The following is a 13,758-nucleotide window of genomic DNA, read 5'->3' as shown; positions in this document are numbered from 1 at the left end:
TCTTTGCTAAAGCTTTGTAATTATTCGTTTATATTTTTTCAATTATTATAGTTTATTTTATCTATAACCTGGCCCCATCCTTTGTAGATGGGGTCTATTAGTGTTCAGTTATATTTATTATTGTATCTGTAAAGACTAGGTGTTAAAATAACAATGAAAGATTACATAAGAAGGGAGATATAAATGAAAAATTATAGTACATTTGATATATTAGGTCCTATTATGATCGGTCCTTCTAGTTCACATACAGCAGGTGCAGCAAGACTTGGTAAAGTTGCCATGGAAATAGCAGGTAATGATTTTGAAGCTGTAACTTTTTATTTGCATGGGTCTTTTGCAAAAACTTACAAGGGGCATGGTACTGACAGAGCTTTAGTCGCAGGTATTTTAGGTATGGAACCTTATGATGAAAGATTGAGGAATTCTCTTAATATAGCAAAAGAAAAAGGAGTAAAAATTAGATTTGTTGAAACAGATTTAGGATATGAGCATCCTAATACAGTAAAAATAGTATTTTATATGAGCAATGGCTTGAAAGTAGATGTTACTGGTTCATCTATAGGTGGAGGTAGTATTGTCATTACTAATATTAATGGATATAATGTTGAATTTTCTGGTATATATCCTACTCTAGTAATTAGGCATATAGATAAAAAAGGTATTATCAGTAAAGTTACTACAGTTTTAGCTGAACATGATATTAATATTGCAACTATGAAAGTAAATAGAAAAATAAAAGGAAAAGAAGCTTCAATGATTATTGAAACTGATCATAAAATTGATTCAATAGTTATTGAAGAGCTACAAAACATAAAAGAAATTATCAATGTTAAAGCAATTAATCCTGCAAAGAAGGAGTGTTAGAATGTTTAATACTGGTGAAGAGTTGCTTAAAATAGCAAATGAAAAAGGACTTAAGCTTTGGGAGATTATACTTCAAAACGAAGCGCAAGTTTCTGAAATAAATGAAAAAGAACTAAGAAATAAAATGAAAGAAAATCTTCTAGTAATGAAAGAATCTTCAACACGTGGTCTGGAAAATGATATTAAATCTATAAGTGGACTAATAGGTGGAGATTCTAAAAAAGTTGAAAATTATAGAAAAAATAAAAAGACTTTATGTGGAGATGTCATAAATAAAGCTATGGCAAGAGCATTATCTTGTTCTGAAGTAAATGCTGCTATGGGCAAAATTGTAGCTGCTCCTACTGCTGGCTCTTGTGGAATAATACCTTCTGTTATTTTTACAGCTGCAGAAGTTTTAGATGCAAATGAAGAAGATATTATAAATGCCCTTTTTACTGCTGCAGGTATAGGTCAAATTATTGCAAAAAATGCAACAATATCTGGTGCAGAAGGTGGATGTCAAGCTGAATGTGGAGCTGCATCTGCTATGGCAGCAGCTGCTGTTGTTGAGATGGCTGGAGGAACACCAGAAATGTCCTTACATGCAGCAGCTATTGCTATAAAAAATATTTTAGGCCTTGTATGTGACCCTATTGCTGGTTTAGTAGAAGCACCATGTGCAAAAAGAAATGCTTCAGGTGCAGCAAACGCGTTAATTTCTGCTGATTTAGCTCTTGCTGGTGTCAAAAGTATAATACCTTTTGATGAAGTTGTAGAAGCAATGTACAATGTAGGAAGAGCGCTCCCTGTTGAATTAAGAGAAACTGCTTTAGGAGGCCTCGCTGCAACTCCTACTGGTAAAAAGTTAATGAAAGAAGTGTTAAGATAAAATGGAAAAAACCTTGATTTGCTCAGCAAATCAAGGTTTTTTAGTAAAATTAATTTTCAAAGTTCCAAACTCTTAAATTACTCTTTCTCATTTCATTTTTCTCTTTAGCAGAAGCGCCCCAATTATAATTATATATAGCACCTTCCCATTCACCATACATTGGGTTAGGTAGCACTATAAACTTTGAACCGAAGTAGTCTTTATACTCATCAGTAACTGCAAATCTATCTTGTACAGATTTTTTCTCAAAAACCTCTGAAAAATCATTTAGATTATCACCCATAAGTAAAACTATTCTATAATTCTCATCTACTTTCTCTCTTCTTGCTTTTTTACTAGATTCTGCAGTTCTAAGCATTATATGCTCTTCATCAGCAAATGGGAAACCTTTTTCTTTTAAGTTCTTTAATGTACCTTCAAAACCTACCATTTTTCTATTAGAAATATAGAAAACTTCTACTCCTTTATCTGCAGCATAGTTTAAGAACTCTACTGCCCCTGGAACAGGTTCTGCAATGCCTTCTGCCATCCATGGATTCCAAGTTTTTGATGAATATCCGTAATCTTTCCCAATTAAGTGTGCTTCATATGCACTATTATCAAGAACTGTTTCGTCTATATCTACAATAATTGCTCTTTTCTCAGTTGAAGTATTAGTAGCTAAATCATTATCTAATATCATTTTTGCAAGATTGAAAGCTTGATAACACAATGCTCTATATTCAGCTGAATTTTGAACCCAAGAAGTAGCCATTACTAACTGTTCGTTTAAGTCTTTTGTAGTATAATCTGTTAATACTATCTCATCTCCTGGGAATATTAGATGAGGATTTTTTAATTTGTTAACTTCTGCTAGTTTTCTCCAATCTAATCCATGTTGTTTGGCTATTTTACCTAGTGTATCACCAGGCTTTACAATATAAACATTACTTCCAGCTATTGCAAGAGCATTTACGCCAACTAAAGCAATAACCATTAACAATACAAATACTTTCTTTGTTTTATTAAACACTAAAAAAACCCCCTTATATTTATTTTTAAATTATAAATATAAGTATAATATTCTACATTTATATAATTTTTCCTTCTTTATTTTTTAAATAGTTTTAACACTTCTTATTACTAAACATCAATATTCCTTCATATTTTAGAAATTAATTTACAAAATAACCAATTGGAGTATAAAAAAACCTTGACTTACATTCCAATGTAAATCAAGGTTTTTATTTATTGGTGGAGGCGGTGGGAGTCGAACCCACGTCCGAAAGCACTTTGTCAAGAGCCTCTCCGAGCGCAGTTGCTGTACTATTTTTCGCCAAGTATGACGCCCAGCAACAGGCTTCATTCTCAGCTATCTCCAATTGATCTACTATAGGTCGGAGAACCCCTACAGCAGTTCCCTGCAGATTATGACACTTACACTCTAATAGGCAGGTCTATTAGAGGAAGCGGCCGCGTATTTCCTTACGCAGCTAAAGCGTAATTATCGTTTGCGTTTATTTTTAGATGCCACTTTTAACGTTGCTTGGCGACAACGACTCGCTACTCTTGACTCCATGCCTCCGTCGAAACCATATTCGCCCCCAAGTCAATATATATTATATTTTATGTTTTTATCAATCTCTACAATAAATAACTGTTTTCTAACTATACTTTGCACTTAAATGTTTTTGTATCCTTCTTTCAGCATCTCTCTTAGCAATATCATGTCTTTTATCGTATAATTTCTTTCCTTTAGCTATTGACAATTCTAATTTTACTAGACCATTTTTTATATATATGCTTAAAGGTATCAAAGAATAACCCTTTTGTGTAGTATAGCCAATTAACTTATTTATTTCTCTTTTATGAAGCAAAAGCTTTCTTTTTCTTAACGGATCAGTATTGTAAATATTCCCCTGCTCATAAGGACTTATATGCATGTTATTAATAAATACCTCGCCATTTTCTACAACAGCATAGCTATCCTTAAGATTAACTCTACCTTGTCTTATTGACTTTACCTCTGTACCTGTTAAGACAATCCCTACTTCAAAGGTTTCTTCAATAAAGTAGTCGTGCCTTGCTTTTTTGTTTCTTGCAATTACTTTTATATTATTACCTTTTCGCATATTTACCACCACATCATATTTAGTGCAAAGGTAATTGTAACATATATATTTATATTTGTCAATACATAAAAATCGCAGGCCTTAGCATTCAAGCTAAGCCTGCGGTTTTTATATCGTATTAATCTATTAGCTTTACTCTACAAATATAAAATCAATCTCTCTTTTATCAATATCTGCTTTCATTACTTTTACTTTAACTACATCCCCTATTTTATAAGTCTTTTTAGTTCTCTCACCAATAAAGCTATGATTAAACTCATCATATATATAATAATCGTCAACTAAAGTACTTATATGGACTAAACCTTCGATAGTATTATCTAACTCGACAAAAATACCGAATGGCATAACACCAGATATTATACCTTCATAAATTTTGCCAAGCCTTTCTGACATATATTCTACTTTCTTCAAATCTTCAGTTTCCCTTTCAGCCTCATCGGCTATTCTCTCTCTTATAGATGATTGTTCAGCTACATGAGGTAATTTCTTCTTTAATTTTTCAATTTTGCCCCCTTTCAATTCACCATTTATAAAAGCTTTTATTATCCTATGAATCTGCAAGTCAGGATATCTTCTTATGGGTGAAGTGAAATGACAGTAATATCTTGCTGCTAATCCAAAATGACTATCAGGTTCAGCACTATATCTAGCTTTTTTTAACGATCTAAGCATTAATGTATTTATTACTGTCTCTTCCTTAGTGCCTTCTACTTTTTTCAACAAATTTTGAAGTTCTTTCGGATGGATTTGCTGAATACCCTTTAGATGATATCCAAAATTATGAATAAATTTATTAAATTCATTAATTTTTTCTTCATCTGGATCTTCATGTATTCTATATACGAATGGAGTTTGTGACCAATACATATATTCTGCTACTGTTTCGTTACAAACAAGCATAAACTCTTCAATAATTCTATTTGCTATTCTTCTTTCTGCCTTCTTAATATCTATAGGCTTCCCGTTTTCATCTAAAATAATTTTTGCTTCATCAAAATCAAAATCTATGCTACCTCTATTTTCTCTTTTTTTCCTTAATATATTACACAATTCCTCCATAGCCTTTAAATCTTCTAGAATATGACTATATCTTTTCTTTAATTCTTCATCATTATTTTCTAAAAGATTTGAAATATCGGTATAAACCAATCTCTCTTTGCTTTGGATAATACTTTCTACAATTTCATGGTCTACTACTCTACCATATTTATCAATTTCCATAAAAACGCTTAAAGTAAGTCTAGGAACTCCTGGATTTAAACTACAAACACCATTTGATAATTTTCTTGGAAGCATTGGAATAACTCTATCAACTAAATATACACTTGTGCCTCTCTTTAAAGCTTCTTTATCTAAATGAGACCTTTCCTTTACATAATAAGTTACATCAGCAATATGAACCCCTAATTTAAAATTTCCATTTTCTAATCTTTCAATCGATACTGCATCATCTAAATCTTTAGCATCTATTCCATCTATAGTGAAAATATTTTTATCTCTTAAGTCTAAACGTCTATTTATCTCTTCCTCAGGAATCTCTTCAGGTATACTATCAGCTTCCCTTAAAACCTTTTCAGGAAACTCCTCTGTAAGACCATATTTTTTAATTATTGCCAATATATCTGTACCTACATCACCTTTGTAGCCTAATATTTCTATTATCCTACCTTCAGGATTTCTCCTTTTTTCAGGCCATTTAGTAATTTCAACAACAACTTTTTGATTTGTCTTAGCTCCATTTATTTCTGCCTTTGGAATAAATACATCCATGCTTATCCTATTATCATCAGGAATCACAAATCCAAAATGTTTGCTCTTTTCAAATGTCCCTACTATTGTCTTATTAGCTCTTTCAAGTATCCTTATAATTTCCCCTTCTTCTCTTTTACCTCCAAAGCCTCTACTTATTACTCTTGCTACTACTCTATCTCCATGTAGTGCTCCATTTAAATCTTGTGAAGGTATAAAAATATCTTTAATATCTTTATTGTCAGGCACTACAAAACCATATCCTCTAGGGTGTCCCTGTAAAGTACCTACAACTAAATTCATACGCTCAGGTACGCCATATCTGTCATTTCTAGTTTTAATGATTGTACCTTCTTTCTCCATTGTATCTAGTAGTTTGTAAAAATCTTTAACTTCATTATCTGCAATTTCAAATATCCTCACAAGCTCTTCTTTAAGCATTGGCTTATATGCTTCTTCTCGCATAAATTGTACAATTTTTTCTTTTGTACTCATAATATACAAACCTCCAAACTATTACAATTCTAATTCTTTCGAAATTTCTTGCATAGAACTTAAACCTATTTCAATAAATTCTTCTAATTCTAAACCTATCTCTTTACAAGCAGCAATTTGGTCTCTATTTGCACCTTTTGCAAAAGATTTTTCTTTAAACCTATTTAACACAAATTTCTCATCAATTTTATTTAATTTCTTCTCAGGTGATATTAAAGCTGCTGCAACTATTAGCCCTGTTAATGGATCACTTGAATATAATGCTTTATCCATTAAACTATTTCTCTTTAAACCATGCATATCATTATGCACCTTTACTGCATAAACTATATCATCATCATAACCTAGCTCTTCTAACATTTGTGCACCTATTAGACTATGTTTTTCTGGATTCTTAGCTGTCTTTTCATAGTCTATATCATGTAGTAGGCCTACAATCCCCCATTTTACTTCGTCTTGTTTTAGTTTCCTAGCTAATCCTTTCATAACTGCTTCTGTAGCTAACATATGTTTAATTAAATTCTTATTTTTAACATTAGCTTTTACATGTTTTAAAGCTTCTATTCTATTCATTAGAATACCCCCTATTTAAAATTTTAATAAATTTATTTCAACCAAAAATTTTTTAATTTCAGTAAATACTTTTTCTCTTTCTAAGTCTAAAGTCACTACATGCCCACTTTCTTTTAAATATACTAATTTTTTAAACTGAGAACCAACTTTCTTTAAAATATATTCAGCACTTTCATATCTTACAGTTTTGTCATTTTTTGATTGGATTATAAGTATTGGAGCTTTAACTTTTTTAAATCTTCTCTTTGTAATTCTAATTAACTTTAATAGATGAGGAATTAAAGCTACTGGTGTTCTATCATAACTTATACAATAATCTTTTACATCTTCATCAAATTTTTTCTCAGGTTTTAGTATGTATTTTTTAAAATACTTAATTACTCTTGCAAAATACACCTTTCTATTTGTTATTTTTATAGGAGCTGCAATACTTACTACTGCATCTATGTTAAATCTTTCTGCTAAATTAAGTGCTATAATACCTCCCATCGATAATCCAATTACGACTACCTTATCGCATTTATGCTTTAAATCTATTAACTCTACTTCTGCCGATGATAACCAATCTTTCCAAGTAGTCTGCTCCATATCTTCTACTTTAGTTCCATGTCCTTTAAGCAATACACCATTTACTGTACAACCTTGCTTATGAAGAAATTCTCCCAATAGCTTCATTTCTGCTGGAGAACCTGTAAAGCCATGAATTAGCAGACAGCCAATATTATTTCCTTTAAAATAAAATGCTTTAGCATTATCATGCAAATATTTCATTTTAAACACCAACCTTTATTTGTTTCTATTCCATATTATAGCACATTTATTTGCTTATAAATTTAATTTAAGCAAATAATGGTTAATAACTTCTAGCTAAAAAAATAATTGGGACTGTTATTAGTCCCAATCATAATTAATGTTATATTTTACTACTTTTATTTTGAAAATCTATTTTATTGAACAAATTGACATCATAAGAATACATATTTTTATTTTTTTCATCATGACTCTTTATTGCTATATCTATTAACTGGTTTATTAATTCTTTAAATGATATACCCTTTGGTTCCCATAGATAATAAGCTATTGAACCAGGCATTGTATTAATCTCATTTACATATATATTATTTTTGTCATCTAATAAAAAGTCAATTCTTGCTATACCTCTGCAGTCTATTGCCATAAAAGCTTTTTTCGCTAATTCCTCTATTTTATCTTTAATATCATCAGGTATATTTGCCGGTATTATTCTTCTACTATTTTTAACTCCTTTAGTATTGCTTTTAATATACTTATCTTCAAATGATAACAATTCTTTCCATCCAATAGGTTCTTCACAAACTGAAGTTTTTAATTTATCATCATATCCAATAACTGAACAGTTTATTTCTCTAGGTTTTTCTACTCCTTTTTCTACAATTATCTTTCTATCATATCTAATAGCTACTTCTATCGCTTTTATTAAACTTTCTCTATCGTTAGCTTTAGAAATTCCAATACTTGAACCTAAATTAGCAGGTTTCACGAAAACTGGATATCCTAATGTATCTTCTATTTCTTCAATCAATTTTTCTTTATCTTCCCATCTACTTCTATAAAACCATATATAATCAACCATTGGTAAATCATATGACTTAAAAACTGATTTCATCATAACTTTATCCATTCCAACAGATGAAGCTAATACACTACCACCTACATAAGGTATATTCATTAATTCAAATAAACCTTGTAATGTACCATCTTCCCCATTAGTCCCATGAACTGCTGGAAAAATTATATCTAGCGTTTCTAAGATTTTCTTACTAAATAAATTAGTTTTCTCTGGATGAGAGTATATTTTATTGTTATTGTAGTTTGGAGTTAAAACTACCTCTTTAACATTTCTAAATTCTTTGTTTTTAAAGTTTTCAAATTTACTTAATGAATCACCAACAAGCCACTTACCGTCTTTATCTATATATATTGGTATAACTTCATATTTTGATTTGTCAATATTTTCCACGACTTGTAGCCCTGTTATAACAGATACTTCATGCTCAACACTTCTTCCACCAAAAATTACACCTACTCTTTTTTTCATAAAAACCCTCCTAAAAATTATCGTCAATGGTCATTTGCCATTCGCTATCCGTCAAATTAATAATCAAAAGAATAAGTTTTCATAAAACTTTTAACACTACCTTTAATTAAATAATTATTCGTTATAAGTATCTGGCAAATCATTTTCAAATAAAACTACGTCACCAGGTTTCACTAACTCTTGCAATTTTATAGTAGCTTCATTTAATGTATTAACTACAACTATTTTTTCTTTACTATAATTCATTTCTCTCAATCCATCAAAAATAGGTTTTGTTCTATTTTGACCAATAAGAATTACATAATCACATACATTAGCTATATTTTTACCAAACTCTTTGTTAGCTTCAACTTCTTGCTCGCCTAATTCAATCATACCAGGAGTTATTATTATTTTTCTTCTATCTTTAAATTGACTGATTACATCGAGTGCTGCTTTTGCCCCTATAGGGTTAGAATTAAATGCATCATCAATAACAATAACTCCAGTGCCTGGATTAATTAGTTGTAATCTATGTGGAACAGGTTCTACTTTTTCTATACCTCTAGCTATCTCATCTAAGGTTAATCCTAAAGCTTTAGCAACAGATGCTCCTGCAAGTAAATTCTGTATATTATGTTTGCCAAGCAATTTAGTTCTGCACTTGACAGAATTTCCTTCTCTATCATTAAGTATGAAGGTAGAACCAAATTCTGATACTTCTAAATCTGTAGCATAAATATCTAATTTTTCAATATCCTCCATACCGTACAATATCTTTTCCTTAAAAGTTTTATCAGCAAGTTTTCTAATATATTTATTATCATAATTAAAAATTGCAATACCTTCTGGTGGTAACTCTTCAATTAGCTCATATTTTGTCTTCATGATATTTTCTACATTCTTAAACGTTTCTAAGTGAGTAGGTCCTACAGCTGTTAAAACTCCAATTTTAGGATTTGCAAGTCTAGCTACTTCTTTGATATCACCTATGTTTCTTGCTCCCATCTCTACAACAAAAACTTCATACTCGTCAGTCAAATCATTATTAATAACTTTACTAATGCCCATTGGAGTATTGTAGCTTTCTGGTGTTTTTAACACTTTATACTTTTCTTGTAAAATCGTTGATGTTATAAATTTCGTACTTGTCTTTCCAAAACTGCCTGTAATGCCTACAATTTTTAAATCTTTAAAAGTTCTTATTTTATTATAAGCTTTATCATAATAATATTTATTAATCTTCTTTTCTATTGGAGCTACTAAAATATTAGCTAATATCATATTATATGGTTCAAAATAATATATAGTGCTTAACAAAAACAAAGCTAGAGGATAAGTATAGTACTTATCATAAGGTAACATTATTAAAATAACTGTTGTTATCAAAATTTCAATTATTATTACTATAAAGTTTGAAATAAACAATCTTTTTGCTCTTTTAGTAAATACTAATTCTTTTTTCACTTTTTCTTTTTTAAATTTAATTGAATTGGCTATACCACCTATCCAAAGCAAGATATATGTGATTGTAAAAATCTCATTTTTAGCAATAATCGTAGCAATAATATAAATAATTGTAGCTTTTACAATACCGAAGAAAATATATTTCTGTTTCCTAGAAAAAGCTTTATAATTAAATTCATTAATCCACTTTTTAAAATTATTATTTTTATACCCTTCAAGTTGAATCATATGTAAGAAATATTTACTTCTTTGATATATGGCCAAAATCCAAACCCCTAAACTTATTACCAAAAATATATCACTCATTTACTCCACTCTCCTCTAAAAACTTATCAACAATTACTATAAATCTATTATATTGGTCAAGATATGAAAAATGCCCTGCATTTTTCAAAACAACTAAACCACTATCTTCAATCTCCTTTTCCATAATCTTCCCCATATAAACAGGGGTTGCTTCGTCATTTTCACCCCATATCAGTAAAGTAGAAGCTTTTATCCCTCTAAGTAAAGGTTTCAAATCTTCATTAACAACCTTTACTAAAATCTTTCTCATATCACCAGCTTGTTGATAATCTTTAGAACCAAATTTTTTATAAAATCTTTCCATAGTTTCTTCTTTATCTTTCCAGAAAAATAACAACTTATATAAAAACTTTAAAGTCTTAAAAGTATAAACTTTAATGTAATACTTTAAAGTTCTCCTTGGTATTAAACCAGCACTATCAACTAATATCATTTTTCTTATGAGTTCGGGATATTTATTAGCTAAAACAATTGAAACTCTACCTCCAAAAGAATGTCCTATTAATATAACTTCTTCCATATTCATTTTATCAATAAACTTTTTTGTCAGCCTAGCATAATCGTAAACTCCCCATACTTCATTAGGCTGCTGACTCTCACCGAACCCTGGAAAATCTATTGCATAAACTCTAAATCTATTTTTCAAATGATTATATACTGGTAGAAAGCTATCTATATTCCCACCCCATCCGTGTAATAAAAGTATATTTTTCCCTTCTCCTTCACACTTGTAATTTATTGTTAAACCATCAATATTTATTTTCATTTATATCACCCTACTGTTTAATTTCTATTACATAATTATTATATACATATACTTGATTATAACTACATTACCTATTTAAGTATACCAAAACTTTTTATATTAGTCGATAGTCGTTGGCCAATAGCTTCACTAAAAAAAACCCTTCTCTAAAAGAGAAGGGTTTTTTCCTAGAATAATTTTGTTATTAAGCCACCAAATTTCAAGAATAATGGTGCAAATACTAAAGCAACAATAGTCATAAGCTTAATTAAGATGTTTATAGATGGTCCTGAAGTGTCTTTAAATGGATCACCAACAGTATCTCCAACAACTGCTGCTTTATGAGCTTCACTACCTTTTCCACCATGGTGTCCTTCTTCTATATATTTCTTAGCATTATCCCATGCACCACCTGCATTAGCCATGAAGATTGCCATAAGAACACCTGTAACTAAAGCACCTGCTAAAAGACCTCCTAGAGCTTCTGTTCCTAAGATTATTCCTGTTAAAACTGGAGCAAGTACTGCTAATAAACCTGGAACCATCATTTCTCTTAATGCAGCAGCTGTACTGATATCAACACATTTCTTATATTCAGGTTTAGCTTTACCTTCCATAATACCTGGTATAGTTCTAAATTGTCTTCTTACCTCTTCTATCATACTGAATGCAGCTTTACCTACTGCTTCCATAGTTATTGCTGAGAATAAGAATGGTAGCATACCACCTATTAATAAACCTGCAATAACTGTTGGATTTGTTAAATCTATACTAGCTAATTTAACTGCTTGAGTATATGAAGCGAATAACGCCAATGCTGTAAGAGCTGCTGAACCTATAGCAAAACCTTTACCTATAGCAGCTGTAGTATTTCCTACTGCATCTAGTTTATCAGTTATATTACGTACTTCTTTTGGTAATTCACACATTTCTGCAATACCACCAGCATTATCAGCAATTGGTCCATAAGCGTCAACTGCAATTGTCATAGCGGCAGTTGATAGCATACCTACAGCAGCTAATGCAATACCGTATAATCCTTCACCCGCACTAGCAGCTCCACCACTAGCATAGAAAGCTATTAAGATACCTATAGCAATAACTAAAATTGGAAGAGCTGTTGATAGCATACCTACAGCTAAACCACTAATAATATTTGTTGCACTTCCTGTTTCTGATTGGTCTGCAATTCTTCTTACTGGTTTAAAATCTCCTGAAGTATAGTATTCTGTAAGTTGTCCTATAATAACACCTACGATCAAACCAGTCACAATTGATGCAAATGGCTTAAGTGAACCAAGTAATGATTTACTTAGGAAAAATGCAACTACTATTGTAATTATTCCACTAACATAAGTACCCATTTTTAAAGCTTTGTGTGGGTCTGAATCTTCTTTTCCTCTAACAAAGAATGTACCAATAATAGATGCTACTATACCTGTACTTGCTAAAAATAATGGATATAATGCACCATTTATATCAAAAGCTATTAATCCTAATGTGATTGCTGAAATTATTGAACCAACATATGACTCGAATAAGTCAGCACCCATACCTGCAACGTCCCCAACATTGTCACCAACGTTATCAGCGATAACAGCAGGGTTTCTTGGGTCATCTTCAGGTATACCAGCTTCTACTTTACCAACTAAGTCTGCTCCAACGTCTGCAGCCTTAGTATAGATTCCACCACCAACACGACCAAATAAAGCTATTGATGATGCACCTAAACCAAAACCTGTAATTATCGCAGGATCTTTAAATATTAAATATAAAGATCCAATACCTAGTAAGCCTAATCCAACAACTGCCATTCCCATAACTGCTCCACCTGAGAATGCAACATCTAAAGCTTTGTTCATTCCTGACTCTTTTGCTGCATTTGCAGTTCTTACATTTGCTTTAGTTGCAACTCTCATTCCAAAGAATCCTGCTAAAGCTGAAAATACTGCACCTATAACGAAACAAATTGCTGTATACCAACCTATACCAATTCCTAAAATTACAAATAGTATTGCAACAAAAACTACAAGTGTCTTATACTCTCTTGATAAAAATGCCATAGCTCCTTCCTGTATGTAGGAAGATATTTCTTTCATTCTATCAGTTCCAACATCTACTTTATTAATTGAAGCTGCTTTGTAGTAAGCAAAAAGTAATGCTACAACACCAATAATAGGCACTATTATATTCAATTTAATACCTCCCTTATTTAATTTTTTATTGTAAAGCTGCAAGTACTAATGCAGATAGTACGAATACAATAGCTGAAATACTAGTAATCTTACTTAGTATCCCTTCATAAGTCCTACTTTTATTTTTTCCCCATATACTTTCGGCACCACCAGCTATAGTTCCTGATAAGCCAGCATTTTTACCTGATTGCAATAATATACTTGCTATTAAAACTAAACTTGAAACTAAAATTAATATAGTAAATAGTATCTTCACCCTTACACCTCCCCACCTAATAATTAACAAAGCTATTTTAACATAGGATATTAATAAAATCAATAAA

12 protein-coding genes and 1 other RNA gene are annotated in these 13,758 nt (G+C 30.9%); 2 read left to right on the top strand and 11 right to left on the bottom strand.

The genetic code is table 11. The features are described from left to right. Positions 1-183: 183 nt before the first annotated feature. A complete protein-coding gene (gene sdaAB / locus TR13x_RS09995; RefSeq protein ID WP_054871793.1) occupies positions 184-864 on the top strand; it encodes an L-serine ammonia-lyase, iron-sulfur-dependent subunit beta in 681 nt (226 codons plus the stop codon). Position 865: 1 nt separating this feature from the next. After that, positions 866-1,735, top strand: a complete 870-nt coding sequence (sdaAA, locus tag TR13x_RS09990) for an L-serine ammonia-lyase, iron-sulfur-dependent, subunit alpha (RefSeq protein WP_054871792.1) — start codon at positions 866-868, stop codon at positions 1,733-1,735. Positions 1,736-1,784: 49 nt separating this feature from the next. Here the strand turns inward: sdaAA and TR13x_RS09985 are convergent, their stop codons facing one another. The 11 genes from TR13x_RS09985 to secG all read right to left on the bottom strand — a co-directional run bounded on the left by TR13x_RS09985 (position 1,785) and on the right by secG (position 13,691). After that, positions 1,785-2,747, bottom strand: a complete 963-nt coding sequence (locus TR13x_RS09985) for a 5'-nucleotidase, lipoprotein e(P4) family (RefSeq protein WP_082394858.1) — start codon at positions 2,745-2,747, stop codon at positions 1,785-1,787. 219 nt (positions 2,748-2,966) lie between these two features. Beyond that, positions 2,967-3,320, bottom strand: a transfer-messenger RNA (tmRNA) gene (gene ssrA / locus TR13x_RS10980). Positions 3,321-3,378: 58 nt separating this feature from the next. Continuing rightward, the gene (smpB, locus tag TR13x_RS09975) at positions 3,379-3,846 is read right to left on the bottom strand and encodes an SsrA-binding protein SmpB (RefSeq protein ID WP_054871790.1); all 468 of its coding nucleotides are present in this window, start codon (positions 3,844-3,846) and stop codon (positions 3,379-3,381) included. 132 nt (positions 3,847-3,978) lie between these two features. Beyond that, positions 3,979-6,093 carry a ribonuclease R gene (gene rnr, locus TR13x_RS09970; protein WP_054871789.1) on the bottom strand — a complete coding sequence of 705 codons (2,115 nt, stop codon included), beginning with the start codon at positions 6,091-6,093 and terminating at the stop codon, positions 3,979-3,981. Positions 6,094-6,114: 21 nt separating this feature from the next. Then, positions 6,115-6,666 (bottom strand): HDIG domain-containing metalloprotein, encoded by a 552-nt coding sequence (locus TR13x_RS09965; RefSeq protein WP_054871788.1) that lies wholly within the window; start codon positions 6,664-6,666, stop codon positions 6,115-6,117. A 15-nt stretch (positions 6,667-6,681) separates the two neighbouring features. Further along, entirely contained in the window at positions 6,682-7,437 is a 756-nt protein-coding gene (locus TR13x_RS09960) for a carboxylesterase (protein ID WP_054871787.1), read from the bottom strand. Positions 7,438-7,579: 142 nt separating this feature from the next. Further along, a complete protein-coding gene (locus tag TR13x_RS09955; protein WP_054871786.1) occupies positions 7,580-8,743 on the bottom strand; it encodes a D-alanine--D-alanine ligase family protein in 1,164 nt (387 codons plus the stop codon). A gap of 114 nt (positions 8,744-8,857) precedes the next feature. After that, positions 8,858-10,495, bottom strand: coding sequence for a UDP-N-acetylmuramoyl-tripeptide--D-alanyl-D-alanine ligase (murF, locus tag TR13x_RS09950; protein ID WP_054871785.1), 1,638 nt, complete (start codon positions 10,493-10,495; stop codon positions 8,858-8,860). Further along, a complete protein-coding gene (locus TR13x_RS09945; protein WP_054871784.1) occupies positions 10,488-11,261 on the bottom strand; it encodes an alpha/beta fold hydrolase in 774 nt (257 codons plus the stop codon). The genes murF and TR13x_RS09945 overlap by 8 nt, the downstream gene beginning before the upstream one ends. Before the next feature lie 167 nt (positions 11,262-11,428). After that, complete coding sequence (locus tag TR13x_RS09940; RefSeq protein WP_152912147.1) at positions 11,429-13,441, bottom strand: sodium-translocating pyrophosphatase; 2,013 nt, start codon at positions 13,439-13,441, stop codon at positions 11,429-11,431. Between the two features lie 19 nt (positions 13,442-13,460). Continuing rightward, positions 13,461-13,691, bottom strand: a complete 231-nt coding sequence (gene secG / locus TR13x_RS09935; protein WP_054871782.1) for a preprotein translocase subunit SecG — start codon at positions 13,689-13,691, stop codon at positions 13,461-13,463. Between the last annotated feature and the right edge of the window lie 67 nt (positions 13,692-13,758).

It is taken from the genome of Caloranaerobacter sp. TR13, assembly GCF_001316435.1.
GTDB lineage: Bacteria > Bacillota > Clostridia > Tissierellales > Thermohalobacteraceae > Caloranaerobacter.
This window is presented reverse-complemented; position numbering and strand designations above follow the sequence as displayed.

Bases quoted from the DNA above. Each gene is read 5' to 3' on its own strand.
- sdaAB (WP_054871793.1), top strand. From the start codon at position 184: ATGAAAAATTATAGTACATTTGATATATTAGGTCCTATTATGATCGGT.
- sdaAA (WP_054871792.1), top strand. From the start codon at position 866: ATGTTTAATACTGGTGAAGAGTTGCTTAAAATAGCAAATGAAAAAGGA.
- smpB (WP_054871790.1), bottom strand. From the start codon at position 3,846: ATGCGAAAAGGTAATAATATAAAAGTAATTGCAAGAAACAAAAAAGCA.
- rnr (WP_054871789.1), bottom strand. From the start codon at position 6,093: ATGAGTACAAAAGAAAAAATTGTACAATTTATGCGAGAAGAAGCATAT.
- TR13x_RS09965 (WP_054871788.1), bottom strand. From the start codon at position 6,666: ATGAATAGAATAGAAGCTTTAAAACATGTAAAAGCTAATGTTAAAAAT.
- TR13x_RS09960 (WP_054871787.1), bottom strand. From the start codon at position 7,437: ATGAAATATTTGCATGATAATGCTAAAGCATTTTATTTTAAAGGAAAT.
- TR13x_RS09955 (WP_054871786.1), bottom strand. From the start codon at position 8,743: ATGAAAAAAAGAGTAGGTGTAATTTTTGGTGGAAGAAGTGTTGAGCAT.
- murF (WP_054871785.1), bottom strand. From the start codon at position 10,495: ATGAGTGATATATTTTTGGTAATAAGTTTAGGGGTTTGGATTTTGGCC.
- TR13x_RS09945 (WP_054871784.1), bottom strand. From the start codon at position 11,261: ATGAAAATAAATATTGATGGTTTAACAATAAATTACAAGTGTGAAGGA.